At 64.8% G+C, this 17,431-nt stretch carries 12 protein-coding genes and 1 tRNA gene; 7 read left to right on the plus strand and 6 right to left on the minus strand.

What is annotated here, in order from left to right; genetic code table 11:
* Nucleotide 1: 1 nt before the first annotated feature.
* The 5 genes from ABIB58_RS13750 to ABIB58_RS13770 all read left to right on the plus strand — a co-directional run bounded on the left by ABIB58_RS13750 (nt 2) and on the right by ABIB58_RS13770 (nt 8,952).
* Nucleotides 2–916 (plus strand): amidohydrolase family protein, encoded by a 915-nt coding sequence (locus ABIB58_RS13750; protein WP_502909774.1) that lies wholly within the window; start codon nt 2–4, stop codon nt 914–916.
* 46 nt (nt 917–962) lie between these two features.
* Nucleotides 963–2,228 carry a sugar MFS transporter gene (locus ABIB58_RS13755; RefSeq protein WP_354041627.1) on the plus strand — a complete coding sequence of 422 codons (1,266 nt, stop codon included), beginning with the start codon at nt 963–965 and terminating at the stop codon, nt 2,226–2,228.
* Nucleotides 2,228–4,510, plus strand: coding sequence for a hypothetical protein (locus ABIB58_RS13760; RefSeq protein WP_354041630.1), 2,283 nt, complete (start codon nt 2,228–2,230; stop codon nt 4,508–4,510). The genes ABIB58_RS13755 and ABIB58_RS13760 overlap by 1 nt, the downstream gene beginning before the upstream one ends.
* Before the next feature lie 26 nt (nt 4,511–4,536).
* Nucleotides 4,537–5,988, plus strand: a complete 1,452-nt coding sequence (locus ABIB58_RS13765; RefSeq protein WP_354041633.1) for an oligogalacturonate lyase family protein — start codon at nt 4,537–4,539, stop codon at nt 5,986–5,988.
* A gap of 207 nt (nt 5,989–6,195) precedes the next feature.
* A complete protein-coding gene (locus ABIB58_RS13770; RefSeq protein ID WP_354041637.1) occupies nt 6,196–8,952 on the plus strand; it encodes a TonB-dependent receptor in 2,757 nt (918 codons plus the stop codon).
* Nucleotides 8,953–9,069: 117 nt separating this feature from the next.
* On the opposite strand, the gene ABIB58_RS13775 is transcribed toward ABIB58_RS13770, so the two are convergent.
* Genes ABIB58_RS13775 through uxaC form a run of 3 tightly spaced genes read right to left on the minus strand, consistent with a single transcriptional unit; the run spans nt 9,070 to nt 13,455 of the window.
* The gene (locus ABIB58_RS13775) at nt 9,070–10,569 is read right to left on the minus strand and encodes a UxaA family hydrolase (protein WP_354041640.1); all 1,500 of its coding nucleotides are present in this window, start codon (nt 10,567–10,569) and stop codon (nt 9,070–9,072) included.
* A gap of 4 nt (nt 10,570–10,573) precedes the next feature.
* On the minus strand, nt 10,574–12,043 hold the full coding sequence (locus tag ABIB58_RS13780) for a mannitol dehydrogenase family protein (protein ID WP_045811458.1): 1,470 nt from the start codon (nt 12,041–12,043) through the stop codon (nt 10,574–10,576).
* Nucleotides 12,040–13,455, minus strand: coding sequence for a glucuronate isomerase (gene uxaC, locus ABIB58_RS13785; protein ID WP_354041644.1), 1,416 nt, complete (start codon nt 13,453–13,455; stop codon nt 12,040–12,042). Before uxaC ends, ABIB58_RS13780 begins: the two co-directional genes overlap by 4 nt.
* Before the next feature lie 210 nt (nt 13,456–13,665).
* On the opposite strand from uxaC, the gene ABIB58_RS13790 reads away from it, so the two are divergent.
* Together ABIB58_RS13790 and ABIB58_RS13795 are read left to right on the plus strand one after the other, a co-directional pair.
* Nucleotides 13,666–13,741 (plus strand) — tRNA-Thr (locus ABIB58_RS13790).
* A 21-nt stretch (nt 13,742–13,762) separates the two neighbouring features.
* Nucleotides 13,763–14,389, plus strand: coding sequence for a TetR/AcrR family transcriptional regulator (locus ABIB58_RS13795; RefSeq protein WP_354041647.1), 627 nt, complete (start codon nt 13,763–13,765; stop codon nt 14,387–14,389).
* Here the strand turns inward: ABIB58_RS13795 and ABIB58_RS13800 are convergent.
* The 3 genes from ABIB58_RS13800 to ABIB58_RS13810 are packed head-to-tail and all read right to left on the minus strand — an operon-like array spanning nt 14,386 to nt 17,318.
* Nucleotides 14,386–15,150: a prepilin peptidase gene (locus ABIB58_RS13800; RefSeq protein WP_354041650.1), complete on the minus strand. Its 765-nt coding sequence runs from the start codon at nt 15,148–15,150 to the stop codon at nt 14,386–14,388. The genes ABIB58_RS13795 and ABIB58_RS13800 overlap by 4 nt on opposite strands.
* Nucleotides 15,151–15,183: 33 nt before the next feature.
* Nucleotides 15,184–17,052: a ferrous iron transporter B gene (gene feoB / locus ABIB58_RS13805; RefSeq protein WP_354041654.1), complete on the minus strand. Its 1,869-nt coding sequence runs from the start codon at nt 17,050–17,052 to the stop codon at nt 15,184–15,186.
* Nucleotides 17,052–17,318 carry a FeoA family protein gene (locus tag ABIB58_RS13810; protein WP_055754847.1) on the minus strand — a complete coding sequence of 89 codons (267 nt, stop codon included), beginning with the start codon at nt 17,316–17,318 and terminating at the stop codon, nt 17,052–17,054. Before ABIB58_RS13810 ends, feoB begins: the two co-directional genes overlap by 1 nt.
* Nucleotides 17,319–17,431 lie beyond the last annotated feature (113 nt).

Here is a 17,431-nt window from a genome sequence, read left to right on the forward strand (position 1 = left end):
CGTGGCTTCGGACCTTCGCATTGTCGACAGCCACGTCCACCTGTGGGACCTGTCGCGTGCGCGCTATGGCTGGCTTCAGGACGATCCCCTGCCGAACAATCCGGCGGGTGACATGTCGCCCATCGCCAACGCAAACTATCTGCTAGACGACTACCTGGCCGATACGGCCGGTTGGCGTCTGGACAAGATCGTTCACGTCGAGGCGGGCCAGCCGATGGGTCAGCAGCTGGCCGAGACAGATTGGCTTCAATCGATCGCCGATGACACCGGTTATCCGCACGCCATCGTCGCCGGCGCGGATATGCTGGACCCCGACCTGGACGCCCTGCTGGAAGCCCACGCCGCCCGGCCGAACGTACGCGGCGTGCGCCAGATCGTCTGCTGGCATGAAGACCCGCTGAAAACCTACACGACCCGCGATCTGTTGCGTGATCCGAAATGGGTCGAGAGCTTCGCCAAGCTGCCGCGATACGGCCTGTCGTTCGACCTCCAGCTCTATCCGGCACAGATGGCCAACGTTGCCATCATCGCCGCACGCCACCCCGACATTCCCATGATCGTCAACCACGCCGGCCTGCCGACCGACCGGGACGCGGCAGGGATGGAGCGCTGGCGCACAGGTCTGCGCTTGCTGGCCGCCCAGCCTCAGGTCTCGATCAAGATCTCGGGCTTGGGCATCACTGACCGCGTCTGGACACCCGACAGCATACGCCCCGTCGTCTGGAGTGCATCGACGCCTTCGGAACCGAGCGCGCCATGTTCGCCTCCGACTTCCCGGTGGAGAGCGTCCACGGAACCTTCGACGCCTTCTATTCCGCCTTCGATGCGATCACGACCGACTTCTCGGTCGACGAACGCGACCGCCTGTTCGCCGCCAACGCCGAGGCGATCTACCGTATCTGACCCATCCGCCTAAGTCGCATCAAGACGGCGAGGCCCGAGGAACACCAGGAGAATACCCCATGGTCATCGAGACCGACGCCGCCCACACTCCCGGAGGCTTGGCGAAGCCCGCCGGGTCGTTGAAGGGCCCGCTGGCCTTCGCCATCGCCTGCTTCCTGATCTGGGGCCTGGCCTACGGCCTGCTGGACGTGCTGAACAAGCATTTCCAGGAGACGCTGAGCATCAGCCAGGCCGACAGCGCCTGGCTGCAGATCGCGTATTTCGGGGCCTACCTGCTGCTTTCGATCCCGGCGGGCATGCTGCTGCACGCGCGGGGCTACAAGTTCGGGATCGTGTCGGGTCTGGCGGTGACTGCCATCGGCGCCCTGTTGTTCATCCCGGCGGCGGGCGCGGGCGCCTTCCTGCCCTTCGTCGGCTCGATGTTCGTCCTCGCCGCCGGCCTGTGCATCCTGGAGACCAGCGCCGACACCTACGTCAATGTCCTGGGCGATCCGGCCAAGGCCTCACAGCGGCTGAACCTGGCCCAGTCGTTCAATGCGCTTGGCGTCTTCTTCGGTCCCCTGATCGGCGGCGCGGTCTTTTTCAGCCCTACGACGACCGAAGCCCTGGGCGGCGCGACCCGTTCGATCCAGATTGTGTACGGGCTGATCGCCGTCGGCGTGGTCCTGTTCGCCCTCGCCGTCTGGCGCGCGCGCCTGCCGGAAACCGGCCTTTCGGACCACGGCGGCGCGGTGGAGGGCGACGCCCCCGCCCTGCCCCTGTCGCAACAGCCGCACTTCATCGCCGGCGTGATCACCCAGGCCCTCTACATCGGCGCCCAAGTCGGCATCGGCGCCTATTTCATCAATCTGGTGACCCACAACTGGCAGGGCCTGACCTCGCAGCAAGGCGCCTTCATGCTGTCGCTGGCGGCCATCGGCTATCTGGTCGGACGCTTCTTCGCCACCGCCCTGCTGCTGAAGGTCCGCCCGCGCGCCTTGCTGACGGCTTATGGCGTGATCAATGTGGTCCTGACCCTGGTCGTCGCCGCCGGCATCGACAAGGTCTCGCCCATCGCCCTGCTGGCCGTCTTCTTCTTCATGTCGACCATGTTCGCCACCATCTTCGCCTTGGGCACCACCGGCCTGGGCGCGGGGACCAAGAAGGCCTCGTCCCTGATGGTCATGGCCATCGGCGGCGGCGTGCTGCTGCCCTGGCCCATGGGCAAGATCGCCGACCTGTACGGCGCCAATGTCGCCTTCCTGCTACCCGCCGTCTGCTTCGCCGTCGTCGCCTGGTACGGCTGGAGGGGCGCTGGCCTTGGACTGAAGAAGGACGCCGCCTGATGCGCCTGCGCACCGCCCTCCTCGCCTTCACCCTGCTCGCCGGCCCCACGGCCGCCTGCGCCCAGACGGTGACGCCTACCGCCACCGTCGCGCCTGCCGCGCCGATAGACCGGCACGCCCTGGTCACGCGCCACAACGTCAGCCTGACCGCCATCGACCGACATGCCCCGATCATGCTGGGTAACGGCGACCTGGGCTTCACCGCCGACATCACCGGGCTCCAGACCTTCCCGGAGCAATATTCGGAACTGTCGCCCCTGCTGACCATGGCCCAGTGGGCCTGGCACAGCTTTCCCAATCCCCACGGCTATACCGAACAGGACGGCCTGATCGACGTGCCCGTGCCGGGTCGGGGCGAGCAGCCCTATGCCTGGATGAAGTCGTGGGACGTGGCGGAAACCCAACCCGCCTACACCTGGCTGCGGGCCAATCCGCATCGGTTCTCGCTCAGCCGCATCGGCCTGACCTTCGCCGACGGCAAGCCGCTGGACTTCGCCAGGGTCGCCGACACACGTCAGACGTTGGATATGTGGTTCGGCGCCCTGACCAGCCGTTTCACCTATGACGGCCAACCGGTCGAGGTGGTGACCCGCGTCCACCCAACGCTGGACATGGTCATGGTCGAGATCGCCTCGCCTCTGGTGGCCGCCAACGGCCTGGGCGTTCAGGTTCGCTATCCGGGCGTGACCCCCGCTATCAATCCCGATCCGACAAGCTTTGACGCCACGGGCGCGCAAAGCCTGAGCATCGTCGCCTCCGACACGGGCGACGTCCATATTCGCCGCACCCTGGACGACACCACCTATTATTCCGGCATCACCGCGTCCGGTAAGATCGAACAGAGCGGCGCCGACGCCTTCCGCATAGTCGCTACTGGTCGCGACCGGCTGACCGTCATGGTCCGCTTCGATCAGCAGGAGCCCGTTGAGAAGACGCCTGCTTACTCTGCCAGCGTCCAGGCAACGACTGAACACTGGAACGCCTTTTGGACCCAGGGCGGCGCCGTGGATTTCACCGGCTCTAGCGATCCGCGCGCGGCAGAGTTGGAACGTCGCGTCGTCCTCTCGCAATACCTGTCGGCCGTGAACGGCGCCGGCGAATTGCCCCCGCAGGAAGAAGGCCTGTTCTCCAACAGCTGGTACGGCAAGTTCCACCTGGAAATGCATCCCTGGCACGCCGGCTGGCAAGCGATGTGGGGTCACGCCGACATGCTGGAGCGCAGCCTGCCTTGGTATGTCGGCAATCTGGACAACGCGCGCGCCGAGGCCGCCCGTCACCACGTCAAGGGCGCTTGGTGGCCCAAGATGGTGGGGCCAGAGGGTCGCAATAGCCCCAGCCTGGTCTCGCCCTTTATCATGTGGCAGCAGCCGCATCCGATCCTTTTGGCCGAACTGGTCTGGCGGGCCGAGAAGGATCCGGCCGTGCTGGATCGATACGGCGAGGTGGTCGAAGCCACGGCCGATCTTTTGGCCTCCTGGCCCATCGAACACGACGGCCGGCTGAACCTGGGCACGCCGATGATCCCGGCGCAGGAAAATTATGATCCCTTGACCACGGTGAACCCGACGTTTGAAGTCGAGTATTTCCGCTGGGCCCTCCAAACCGCGCAACTGTGGCGCGAACGCAAGGGTCAGGCCCGCCGCGCCGACTGGGATCAGGCCCTAGCCAAGATCGCGCCGCCGCCAATGAGGGACGGCCTGTATCTGCCTGTCGAGAGCGTGCCGGACTTTTGGGAGACGGCCATGTCCGACGCCTGCCGCAGGCACGCGGCGGCGGCCCAGTGCAAGAACCGCGACCACCCCTCCTTCCTGATGGCCTATGGCTTCATTCCCGGCGCGCGGATCGATCCAGCCGCCATGCGCCGCACGTTTGAAGCTGTGGAGCAGAACTGGGACGTGCGCCAGACCTGGGGCTGGGACTTCCCGATGATGGCGATGACGGCGGCTCGCCTTGGCGAACCGGAGAAGGCGGTGAACTGGCTGTTCGCCGACATGAAGAATAATCAGTGGGGCGTCACCGGCATGACGCCTCGCGTTCACCTGGATGAACACGCCGACGAACTGGTGCCCGTCTCGGCCGGCGCCGGCGGCGTGACGATGGCGGTCAATCCGGATGGTCCGGGCTATCGCCGCGCAGCCGAGACCTATTTCCCGTCCAACGGATCCCTGCTTATGGCCGTCGGTCTGATGGCGGCGGGTTGGGACGGGTCCAGCGGCCACGCGCCCGGCTTCCCAAAGGAAGGCTGGACCGTCCGTGTCGAAGGCCTGACCCCCGCGCCGTAATCAAGAAAACCGAGAGGACCGCCCCAATGACGACCTCGAGACGCACCGCCCTGAAGGCCCTGCTCAGCGCCCCCGCCGTCGGTGCCTTCACCACGACGACCGCTCAGGCGCGGACCACGCCGGCCGTCCCGCCAGCGCCGGGACAGACCCCCGTCTGGCCTGCGCCCAACACCGCCCCGCCTTCGACTCAAGAGACGCCGGTCGAGCGGCCGCGCTGGGACGGCCCGGTGCCGACCGAGTGGGTCGATCCGAAGACCGGCCATCGTATCCGCCGCGTCTCCCCCGATGGCGGGGGCGGAAAGCCCTATTTCTACAAGAACATGTTCTTGCCCAAGAAGGTCGGGGCGCCCGACCTGATGGTCATCTCCACGCCTCAGGGCATCTCAACGGTCGATCTGGCGACCTGGGCCGTCAAAGTCTTGGTTCCCGACCATGACGCCGACCTGATGTTCACGGGCCGCAAGGGGCGCAACGTCTATTATTCGGTGACCACACCTGGCGAAGTTCAGTTGATGGACCGCGCCAAGACCCTGTTCGTCATCGACGTTGACACCAAACAGCGTCGCGAGATCGGCCGGATTCCGAACGGCCAGGTCAATTCGGTCAATGCCGATGAGACGCTGCTCCTGGGCTTCGTGGCATATGACAGCCAGCCGCTGCAGCCGACCGTGCCCGACCCGCGCAACCGCCGCTTCGATCAGGCCGAATACGCCGCCAACGGCCCGGACGGAAAACCGCTGAACTTCGCCCGCGCCAAGGGCGTGCGGATGCTTCAACGCTGGGCCGCGCGCTATCCGATGGAAATCTTCGTCATCGATCTGACCACGGGCGAGCGACGCGTGATCCACAAGACCAACGAATGGATCGGCCACACCCAGTTCTCGCCCACCGACCCCCAGCAGATCATCTTTTGCCATGAAGGGCCTTGGCACCGCGTGGATCGAATGTGGGCTATCCGCGCCGATGGCACGGGCCTGAGAAAGACCCATCAGCGGACGATGAACTTCGAGATCTTCGGCCACGAATGGTTCAGCCCGGACGGCAAACAGGTGCTCTATGATCTGCAGACCCCGCGCGGTCAGGTTTTCTGGGTTGCCTCGGTCGATCTGGAAACGGGCCGCCGGGTCTATCGTCGGGTCGAACAGAATGACTGGTCGGTCCATTACAACGTCTCGCCGGACGGCAGCCTGTTCGCTGGCGACGGCGGTGACGGCGACATGGTCGCTCATGCGCCCGACGGTAAATGGCTCGTCCTGTTGCGCCCCGAACCGATCGTCGATGAAGATCCGTCCAGCGACAAGGACAACCAGATCTTCGTCGAATATCTGCGCTCCGAGCGGATCGTGGATCTGTCCAACCACGACTACAGGCTTGAGCCGAATCTGACTTTCACACCGGACGCAAAATGGATCGTCTTCGTGTCGAACATGCACGGCGCCAACCACGTCTATGCTGTCGAAATCGATCGTGGAGCTTAGAACCATCGGCAGTTTCTCGAGCCCTAACGCCTGAGATGTCGAGGATTTATCGACGTTCTCGGCGGAATCTCTCGGTCCTGACATCACCTTGTTGCAAAATGCGGGAAGCTGTTGCAATAAGCGACACGTCGCTAATCCGAATATACGCGACAGCATGCCACAAAATGACACCGGTGCCAGATGGACGCCGGGATGGGGAGAGAACGAATGCGACGGACCAACACCCGGACTCTGTGCGCGGTTGGCGTATCCCTGGCGGCCCTGATGGGTGCGTCGGCGGCTGTGGCTCAGGCCCTTCCTGCCTCAGAACCCGTCACGCAAGACGCCGCCCAAGACGCAACCGTGGTCGATGAAATCGTCGTCACCGGCTTTCGGTCCAGCCTGCAACAGGCACTGAACATCAAGCGCCGCGAAGCCGGAGCGGTGGACGCCATCTTGGCCGAAGACATGGCCGACTTCCCCGATCAGAACCTGGCCGAAGCGATCCAGCGCCTGCCCGGCGTGACCATCGACCGCGTGAACGGCCAGGGCACCACCATCTCGGTGCGTGGTTTGGGTTCCGATTTCACCCGCACTCGCATCAACGGCCTGGAAGCCCAGGCCGCGTCTGGCGGCAACCGCAACCGCAGCTTCGACTTCTCAATGTTCGCGTCCGAACTGTTTAACAGCATCAAGGTTCGCAAGACGCAGTCGGCCGAGATCGAAGAGGGCTCGCTGGGCGCCACGGTCGATCTGCAGACGGGTCGCCCCCTGGACTTCGGCGGCAGCGGCCTGAACTCCGCCCTGTCTGTACAGGGTTCGTACAATGATCTGTCTGAGAAGACGGTGCCGCGGCTCGCGGGTCTGCTCAGCTGGTCGAACGAGGACCGAACTTTCGGCGCCTTGGTGTCAATTGCCTATTCCGAGCGGTCGCCAATCCTGGGCAGCTTCAACACGACGCGTTGGCAGAAGGGCGACCCGTCAAACGTCAACGCCGCCGGCAATCCCTATGGGCGCGGCCAGAACTTCGGCGGCTGCATTCCCTGCACCACGACAGCGCAACGTGACGCCGTCCTGAACGCCTTCTATCCCCGCATCCCGCGTTACACCTTGGGTAATACTCAGGAAGACCGCCTAGGCATGACGGGCGCGCTGCAATGGCGGCCAAGCGACCGCACCGAGGCGGTGCTGGACGTCCTGTGGTCGCGCTTTAACTCGGAACTGGAAAGCCCCAACATCGAAGCTTGGTCGTTCAGTCGCGCCAACGTCAACAGCGTCGTCGTGCGCGATTATGCGATCGACGCCGACAAGAACATCCTGTCCTACGGCGTCTTCGACAACATGCTGGTGCGCGCCGAGAACGGCTTCACCCGCAACGAAAGCAACTTCTACCAGGCCTCTCTGAACGTCCGCCACGATTTCAGCGACCGGCTGCATGGCAATCTGAAGGTCGGCGCCAACCGATCCGAAGCCCGCACGCCGCTCAATGTCGCCTATGCCTTCGAGGCCGCGGGCGTAAACGGCTACACCTTCGACTTCCGTGAGGACGATCGCCGGCCGCGCATCAACTACGGCTTTGACGTCACTTCGGGTCAACGCTTCACCCTGGTCAATGCGACGCGCAGCAACGCCGGCGGCAACTTTGACAACAAGGTCGGCGCCGGTTCATTGGCCTACGACTGGTCCGATTCTCTGACCTTCAAGATGGGCGGCGAGTATCGCACCTATGGGTTCGAGACCTTTGGCCTGACACGGACCAAAACGTCTCCGACCGGCGCCGATCGACTGACCGGGGTCGACAGCATCGGACGCGTCGTCAGCATCGGGGATGGAGTAAGCGCCGGCGCAGGCTCGGACCTCAGCTTCATCGTTCCCGACATTTCCAAGATTGCTGACTTCCTCAGCTTCTACGACGATCCCCTTGTCCCTAATCGCAGCGAGCGTGAAGTCGACGAAACGGATAAGGGCGTCTTCTTCCAGGCCGACTTCAATACGACTGTTGGAGGTATGGTCCTGCGCGGCAATGCGGGCATCCGCTATGCCCAGACTGAGGTCACGGCCAAAGGCTGGCAAACCATCGCCGTGGGGACGCCGCCGGTCACGACCTATGACTATGTCACGATCGATAACGACTACGAGGACGTCTTGCCATCCTTCAATCTGGCGCTGGAGCCGCGTGACGACGTCGTGATTCGCCTGGGCGCCGCCAAGGTGATGTCGCGTCCGACCCTCGGCGATCTGACCCCGGGCGGCAGCGTCTCACCGACAACCCGCACCGTCTCCTACGGAAACCCGCTTCTCGACCCGTTCCGCGCCACCAACTACGATTTCTCGGTCGAGTGGTATTTCCAGAATGAGGGTCTTTTGGCCGCCGCCGTCTTCTACAAGGACATCGACAGCTTCATCACATCGGAAACCGTCGGCACCCCCTACAACCAGCTGGGCCTGCCCAACGAACTGCTTCAGGGGGCTGCAAGCCCGACCGACATCTTCCAGGTCACGCGCCGCCTGAACGGCGAAGGCGGCGCGCTGAAGGGAATCGAAATCCAATATCAGCAACCCTTCTTCTTCCTGCCTGGCCTTTGGTCCAACTTCGGCTTCACCGGCAACGTCACCTGGGTTGATTCGGAAGTCAGCTACGGCACGGCCGGCAAGAACCGCCTGACGGGCCAGTCGAAGAACACCGCCAACGCGACCCTGTATTATGAGGATGGCCCGTTCCAGGCCCGCGTCTCGGTCGCACACCGCAGCCAGTATCTGCTGTCCTTCCCCGGCGCGAACGGCAACTCCGAAGAAGGCGTCAACGACACCACCAATGTCGATGCCTCCATGTCCTACGAGTTCACGCCGAACCTGACCTTCTCGCTTGAAGGCATCAATCTGACGGACGCCTATACCGACCGTTATGTCGACGTGACCAACCGCGTGTCCGACTACCGTCACACCGGCCGAGAGATCGCCGTGGGATTGCGCTGGAAGTATTGAGCTTCCCTCCCTGACGCCCCCAGCGTGACAAACTAAAGGCCCGGAGCGAACGGCTCCGGGCCTTCTTTTTACTCAGGCAAAAAGCGACGATTGAGGTTTTCGGATCCCTCGCCGCCTCTACAAATACGCTCCCACCTGCCAGGGCACGAACTCGTTGTCGCCGATGCCGAGGGCCTCGGATTTGGACGGCTCGCCTGACGCGACATCGAGCATTTTGCGGAAGATGACCTCGCCGACCTCGGCCAAGCTGGTCCCGGTCAGGACGGGCGAGGCGTCGATGTCCATGTCCTCATCCATCCAGTTCGCCAGCCTGGCGTTGGAGGCGACCTTGATCGACGGGGCGGGCTTGGCGCCGAAGACCGAGCCCCGGCCGGTGGTGAAGACGATCAGATTGGCGCCCGAGGCGATCTGGCCCGTGGCCGAGCACGGGTCGTAACCGGGGCTGTCCATGAAGCTGAGGCCCTTGGCCTGGATCGGTTCGGCGTATCCGATCACGTCGTTCAGCGGGCTCGAACCGGACTTGGCCACCGCACCTAGCGATTTCTCAAGAATGGTCGTCAGGCCGCCCTTCAGATTGCCGGGCGACGGATTGTTGTTCAGCTCCATCTGATGGCGGTCCGCATAGTCGCGCCACCATTCCAGGCGCGCGTTCAGCTTATCCGCCACATCCTGAGACGCCGCACGCCGCAGCAGCAGATGTTCCGCGCCCCAGATTTCAGGCGTTTCCGACAGCATGGCCGAGCCGCCGTGCGCGACCAGCACATCGACAGCCGCCCCAAGCGCCGGATTGGCGGTCACGCCGGACCAGCCGTCCGAACCCCCGCATTGCAGACCGACAGTCAGGTGAGATGCGGAAGCAGGTTGGCGCTGGACCTGCGCCGCCTCGGCGAGCAGATCGCGAACGATCTCGATCCCGGCGTCGATCGCACGAGCCGTGCCTCCGGCCTCCTGGATCGTCAGGGCGCGCAGTCGCGGGCCGGATTGAAGGCCTTCATTGGCGAGCCAGGCGGGAATCTGATTGGCTTCGCAACCCAGACCCACGATCAGGATGGAGTGGAAGTTCGGATGCTTTGCATAGCCCGCTAAAGTCCGCTGCAGCAGCGTCACGTCGCTGCTCAGCGACGAGCCGCCGCAACCTCCCTGATGGGTGAATGCGACCACGCCATCGACGCCCGCAGGCAGGCTGGAGTCCGGGAAGGCGTCGGCGATGCGGCGCGCCACGGTGGCTGAACAGTTCACGCTGGTCAGGACGCCGATATAGTTGCGTGTGCCGACGCGGCCGTCCGGGCGAACGATGCCGTTGAACGTCGCGCCAGACAACGGCGCCGGCGGACGCAAGTCGGCCCCGACCTCGGCTTCACGCCCATCCTCGGCCATGGCCAGATTATGAACGTGGACGTGATCGCCGGCCGCGATGGCGACCTTCGCGCGCCCAATCACCTGACCGTAGCGCCGGATTAGACCGCCCTTATCCACCGCATGACGGGCGATCTTGTGGCCGGTGGGGATGTCGGCGCACGCCGGCGCGTTCAGACCATCGGGCGTATCGCCGCTGGCGATGTCGTCCGAGGCGATGGCGACGTCGTCGGCGGGGTTCAGGATCAGGACGCGAGACATGGATTCACTCCGCGACCAGACGCGCGGCCTCGACGGCGCCGTTCCGGCTGAGCGACAGATAGGCTGACGTGACCGCTGCGGCGAACCGGTCGTCAGCGGCCAACGCGGGCGGGAAGACGGCCGACAGGCTCAGCAAGGCCGAAACGCGCGACTGATCAGTGTCGGCGCCGGCCAACAGTTCGGAGGTCTTGGCCGCCAGAGGATCGTCGACGACGACCTGCTCACCTGTTTCGGTTACGCCCGACTGCCACTTCATCCAGGCGGCGACGCCCAAGGCCATGGCCGGAATGTCCTGCCCGGCCGCCAAACGTTCGGCGGCGCCTGCCAGCAGGCGCTGAGGCAGTTTCTGCGAGCCGTCCATGGCGATCTGGCGCGTGCGGTGCATCAGGGCCGCATTGGAGAATCGGGCCATCAGCGCCTCGCGATAGGCGGGGATGTCCAGACCCGGCGGCGGATTCAGCGTGGTTTCGGCCTCGTCCCACAGAGCCTCGACATAGGCGCGGAAGCCGGGAACGGCCACGACTTCGTGGACATGCTCATAACCCGACAAAGCGCCCAGATAGGCGATGGCCGAGTGTGCGCCGTTCAGCAGGCGCAGCTTGGCGTCCTCCCACGGTTCGACCGCGTCGGTCAGTTGCACGCCGAGGGCGGCGAAGTCTGGCCGCTCGCCGGCGAACCAGTCCTCGATCACCCACTGGGTGAAGGGTTCGGCCTTGACCATGCCCCGGTCCTCGACTCCGAGACGCGCGGTCAGGCGGACGATGTCGTCGGAGGTGGTCGCCGGGACAATTCGATCGATCATCGTCTGGGGGAAGGCACCCTCGGCCTCGATCCAGTCCGCCAGCGACGGATCGATCCGGCGCGCCATGGCGATGACCCCGGCAAGGATACGCTTGCCGTTGTGGGGAAGGTTGTCGCAACTGATGACGGTGAAGGGCTTCCGCCCCGCCGCCCTTCGCGCCTGCAACGCCGCGACGATGAATCCAGGCGCGGTACGGGGCGCGGCGATATCAACCAGATCGGCCGCGACATCAGCGTCGCTCAAAAGCAGGTCGCCGGTCGCCGGATCGAGGCGATAGCCCTTTTCCGTCACGGTCAGGGTGACGATATGGACATCGGCGTCGGCCATGGCGGCGACCAGAGCGGCGGGATCATCCGGCCCGACCATCACGCCGGCGCAGGCGCCGATCACCCGCAGATGCTCGTCCGATCCGTCACGCACGACCAGGGTGTACAACCCGTCCTGCGGGTTCAGCTGATCGCGCACGCCGGGCGATCGCAGCGAGGCGCCCAGCACGCCCCAGCGCGGATCGCCTCGCCTGATCGCATCGTCGAACACGACCGCCTGGTGGGCGCGGTGGAAGGCGCCGATGCCCAGATGGACGACACCGGTCTTCACTTCGTCGCGGTCGTAGCCGGGGACGGCGACGTCGGCGGGCAGTCCCTTCAGGGCGGCTGGATTCAGTCTGCTCACAGCTTGTACGCCGCCTTGACCAGGCCATAGGTCAGGGCGTGGGCCAATTCGTGCGCCTCGTCCTCCTCCATCCGGTGCTCGACCACCAGCTTGGCCAGGAAGCCGCAATCCATGCGCCGCGCCACGTCGTGACGCGCGGGAATGGACAGGAAGGCGCGGGTGTCGTCGTTGAAGCCGACCGTATTGTAGAAGCCGGCCGTTTCGGTGACCTGTTCGCGGAAGCGACGCATCCCCTCTGGACTGTCGTGGAACCACCAGCTGGGCCCCAGTTTCAGCGCCGGATAGTGGCCGGCGAGCGGCGCAAGTTCGCGGCTGTAAGTGGTCTCGTCCAGGGTGAACAGGATCAAGGACAGACGGCTGTCCGAGCCGAACCGATCCAGCAGCGGCTTCAGCGCGCGGACGTAATCGGTCTGGGTCGGGATATCGCAGCCCTTGTCACGGCCGAAGCGGTTGAAGACGGTGGCGGAATGGTTGCGGAAGCTGCCGGGGTGAAGCTGCATGACCAGACCGTCCTCGACCGACATGGCGGCCATTTCGGTCAGCATCTGGCCGCGGAACAGTTCGGCGTCGGCGGCGCTGGCGGCGGCGGTCGAGACGCGCCGGAACAGGGCTTCGACTTCGGCCTTGGGCAGATCGGCAGTAAAGGCTGTCGGGTGGCCGTGATCGGTCGAGGTGGCGCCCATTTCAATGAAGAAAGCGCGCCGGTCGCGCAGGGCCTGCAGGTATCCGTCCCAGCTTAGGGTGTCGCGGCCGGTCTGCTCGGCCAGGATTTTCAGATTGTCGCGGAAACCCTCGTAGTCGGGATCCAGGACCGGATCCGGGCGATAGGCGGTCAGTACCCGTCCCTTCCAGCCCGAGGCTGCGATGGTCTTGTGATGCTCCAGCGTGTCGAGCGGGCTCTCGGTCGTGGTCAGGACCTCGATATTGTAACGGGCGAACAGGGCGCGCGGCCTGAAGGCGTCGGTCTTCAGGGCCGCGTCGATCACGTCGTAATAGTGATCCGCCGTCTCGGCCGACAGGCGCACGTCGATGCCGAAGGCCTCGGCATAGACCCAGTCGTGCCACATCCGCGAAGGCGTCCCCCGGAACAGGTGATAGTTCTCGGCGAAGCGCCGCCAGATTTTGCGTGGATCGGTCTCGACCGGCCCGCCATCGGCGCGCGGCACGCCCAGATCCTCCATCGCCATGCCCTGCGAGTGCAGCATGCGGAAGACGTAGTGGTCGGGCGTGATCAGAAGTTCGGCCGGATTGGCAAAGGGTTCGTTCAACGCAAACCAGCTCGGGTCCGTATGACCATGCGGGCTGATGATCGGCAGCCCCTTGATCTCGTCATACAGACGACGCGCGATCGTCCGGGTGTCGGCGTCCGCCGGAAACAGGCGATCGGGGTTCAGTTTGAGCGGATGAACCATAGCGTTCCTCATGGCCTCGTGGCGGAGGCTTGGTTCGCCTCTCGATCTTGATCCAACAAGCCTACAACATGGGCCGCAAAAAGACACCGGTTACCATAGTCGAACCTCAACTTGTTCTCGGCGTCAGACGTCGGATTCTCCGCAAGCCTGCGCTGGCGCCTTGCGTCCGGGCGCGAGGCTGGACATAAGGGCCGCTCACCGCCCGTTCGGGCCGGCTTAGCTCAGTTGGTAGAGCGCCAGTTTTGTAAACTGGATGTCGCGGGTTCGATTCCTGCAGCCGGCACCACGCCTTTCGACCATCGGGGACATGGCCGACACAACCAACAAGCTGGGCCACAAGATCGGTGCGCGAGGCGGCAGAACCCGCCAAGCGATCCTCGACGCGACCCAACGCCTGTTGAACGAGCGGCATTATGGGGAAATCCGCGTCGCCGATCTGGCCTCGGCCGCCGGTGTATCGCCTTCCAACTTCTACACCTATTTCAAGACGGTCGAAGAACCTGTTCTGGCGCTGTGCGAGGTCGCCGCGACGGATTTTCAGGGGCTGGCGGCGCATTTCCAGGCCGACTGGCCGGGCGATAGGGCCTTCGTCATCGCGCGCGCCTTCATTCTGGACGTGATGGCCATCTGGCGCAGTCACGGTCAGGTGCTGCGTGTCGAACATATGCTGGCGGACAATGGCGACGCCGCCTTCGTCGAAAGCCGGGTGCGCCGTTTGCGCCGGCTGCACCTGTCCATCGAACGCCGTGTGGCCCAGGCCCACGCCAGCGGCCTGCATCCCAAGGATTACAATCCGCGTCTGGCCTCTTATCAGATCGCCTCCATCGCCGAATCGACGGCGGCCAGCTTCGACCTGTTGCGGCGGGCCGACACGCCAGAGGCCATTCTGGATACGGCGGCCATCATTATCGTGAAGCTGACGACGGGACGTTAGAGGCCCAACGGCCCATACAGCCAAGTCAACCAGATCCCGACGGCCAGGAAGACGCCGAACGGCAGCTTTTCCGATCCGCTGACGCTGCGCCGGACCACCAGAATACCGAAGACCAGACTGAGCCCGACCGCGCAGGCCCACAGCAGCACGCTGGGCAGGCCCATCCAGCCGACCCAGGCCCCTGCCCCCGCGAACAGGAAGGGGTCGCCTCCCCCCAATCCCTGGCGTTTTCGGACGAGCTGGTACAGCCAGCCGACCAGCCACAGACCACAAAACCCGACAGCCGCGCCAATCAGATTGGATAAACCGAGGCCCCAATCCAGGATCAGCGCGACCGTGACGCCTGTCGAGATCAAGGGCAGCGTCAGACTATCCGGCAGCCAGAAGTGTTCACCGTCGACGATGGCGATCAGCAACAACTGCCAACCTAGAACGGCCGTGGCGGCGATCATGAATGCCGAGGCGCCGCCCGTCACACCCCACACCCCGGCCCAAATCCCGACTCCGGCCGACGCCAGTTCGATCAGCGGATAACGCGGCGAAATCCGAGTGTGGCACCGCGCGCACCGCCCGCGCAAACCAAGCCAGCTGAAGACAGGCACAAGCTCCCAGGAACGGAGCGTCTGATCGCAGCCCCGGCATCGCGAGCGGGCGACGACGATGTCCTCGTCGCGCGGCAGGCGAACGCTGATGGCAGCGATGAAACTGCCGACGATCAGGCCCAGCCCGCCCATGACGGCGGCGGCGATTACAGGATTCATCAGGGGGTCCCGAAGGCGGCGAACCGTTCAGGCTTAACCGCCTCCAAGCGCCACCGCCACATGATAGGTCACCAGCGACGCCAGATAGGCCAGACCGAACATGTAGCCGATCATGATCCAGGTCCATTTCAGCGAGTTGGTCTCGCGCCGCACGACGCCGAGCGTCGCCACGCACTGGGGCGCGAAGATGTACCAGGCCAGGAAGGACAAGGCTGTCGCAAGCGACCAGTGCGATGCCAGAGTCGAGGCCAAAAGGCCCGTCGCGTTCTCGGCGTCAGCGATGGCGTAGGTCGTGCCGAGCGCCGCCACCGCGACCTCGCGCGCCGCCATGCCGGGGATCAGAGCGATCACCATCTGCCAGTTGAAGCCGATGGGCGCGAAAATCGGCTCCAGAGCACGGCCGATCATGCCCGCGAACGAATAGTCGATGGCCGGCAGGGTCGCATTCTCCGGCGGATAGGGGAAGGTCGCCAGCACCCACAGAATGATCACGAGCGGCAGGATGATGCGGCCCGCGCGGTTCAGGAAGATCTTGGCCCGGAGCCACAGGTTGAAGCCGACGCTACGCAGGTCCGGCGTCTTGTAGGCCGGAAGCTCCATCATGAAGGGCTCGACCGCCCCGCGCCAGAACACCTTGCGGATGAGCAGGGACACGATCAGGGCGCTGACGATCCCGGCGGCGTAGAGGCCGAACATCACAAGGCCTTGCAGGTTCGCAAAGCCCCAGACCGTCTCATTCGGAATGAAGGCGGCGATGATCAGCGTATAGACCGGGATGCGCGCCGAGCAGGTCATCAGCGGAGCGACCAGGATGGTGGTCAGGCGATCGCGTCGCGAATCGATCACCCGCGCCGCCATGACGCCGGGAATGGCGCAGGCGAAACTGGACAGCAGCGGGATGAAGGCCCGACCGTGCAGCCCCGCCCCGCCCATGATCTTGTCCATCAGGAAAGCCGCGCGGGCCATATAGCCGAAGTCTTCCAACGCGATGATGAACAGGAAGAGGATCAGAATCTGCGGCAGGAACACCAGCACGCTGCCGACGCCGGAAATGATGCCGTCCACGATCAGGCTTTGCAGCAGACCGTCGGGCAGCACATTGGCGACCAACCCGCCCAACCAGGCGATGCCGGCCTCGATCCCGTCCATTACGGGCGCGGCCCAGCTGAACACCGCCTGGAACATCACGAAAAGCAGGGCGAACAGGATCAGCAGCCCGCCGACCGGATGCAGCAGCACCGAATCGATCTTGCCGGTCAGCGTATCGGGCCGCTCGGGCGGCCGGACGCAGCCCTTCATGATCCGCTCGGCTTCGCGGGCGGCGGCTCGTAGCTCGGTGGCGTCCGGACTGCGCCATTGGCTTTCGGTCGCGGCGGCGACGGCGGCCTGGTCCTCGATGGCGGCGACCAGATCGTCGATGCCGCGCTTGCGCGTGGCCACGGTGGTGATGATCAGCACGCCCAGTTCGGCGCGCAGTCGCTCCAGGTCGATGCGCAGGCCCTGGCGCTGGGCGATGTCATACATGTTCAGCGCCAGAACCATGGGCCGCCCGACGGCCTTCAGCTCCAGGATCAGCCGCAGGACCAGACGCAGGTTGGTGGCGTCGGCGACGCAGACCACGACGTCGGGCGGCGTCTCGCCGGCCAGTCGCCCCAGAACGGCGTCGCGCGTGACCTCCTCGTCAGGGCTACGGGCGCGCAGGGAATAGGTGCCCGGCAGATCCAGCACCGACATCGTCCGGCCCGAGGCGGCGCGGATCAGGCCTTCCTTACGCTCAACCGTCACGCCGGCGTAGTTGGCGACCTTCTGGTGGGCGCCGGTCAGGGCGTTGAACAGAGCCGTCTTGCCGCTATTGGGATTGCCGACCAGCGCGACACGAGCCGTCTTCAGCGCAATGTCCATCAGGCGGCGCCCAACCGGATCGACAAGCTTTCCGCCTCGTGACGACGCAGGGCCACGCGCATGTCGTCCACCTTCATGGCGATCGGGTCGCGTCCGAACAGACCTTCGTGCAGCAGTTCGATCTGCGCGCCTTCGACAAAGCCCAGCTCCAGCAGACGGCGTTCCAGTTCGACCGCCTCGCCCTGATGGTGACAATGGGCGCCCACCTGAACGATGACGCCGCGATCGCCGCGTCGGGCCTGGCTCAACTTGATGGTGTCGGTCAATTCTACGCTCGCACGGGCGAGGCCGCTCCCCCACGGCTCCGCGTTTCTTTGACACTGATTATCAGGTGCGAGGGGGCTACGTCCAGCAGGACAGCTTGACCAATTGCCGCGCC

This window comes from Brevundimonas sp. UYEF29 (assembly GCF_040546195.1).
GTDB lineage: Bacteria > Pseudomonadota > Alphaproteobacteria > Caulobacterales > Caulobacteraceae > Brevundimonas > Brevundimonas huaxiensis.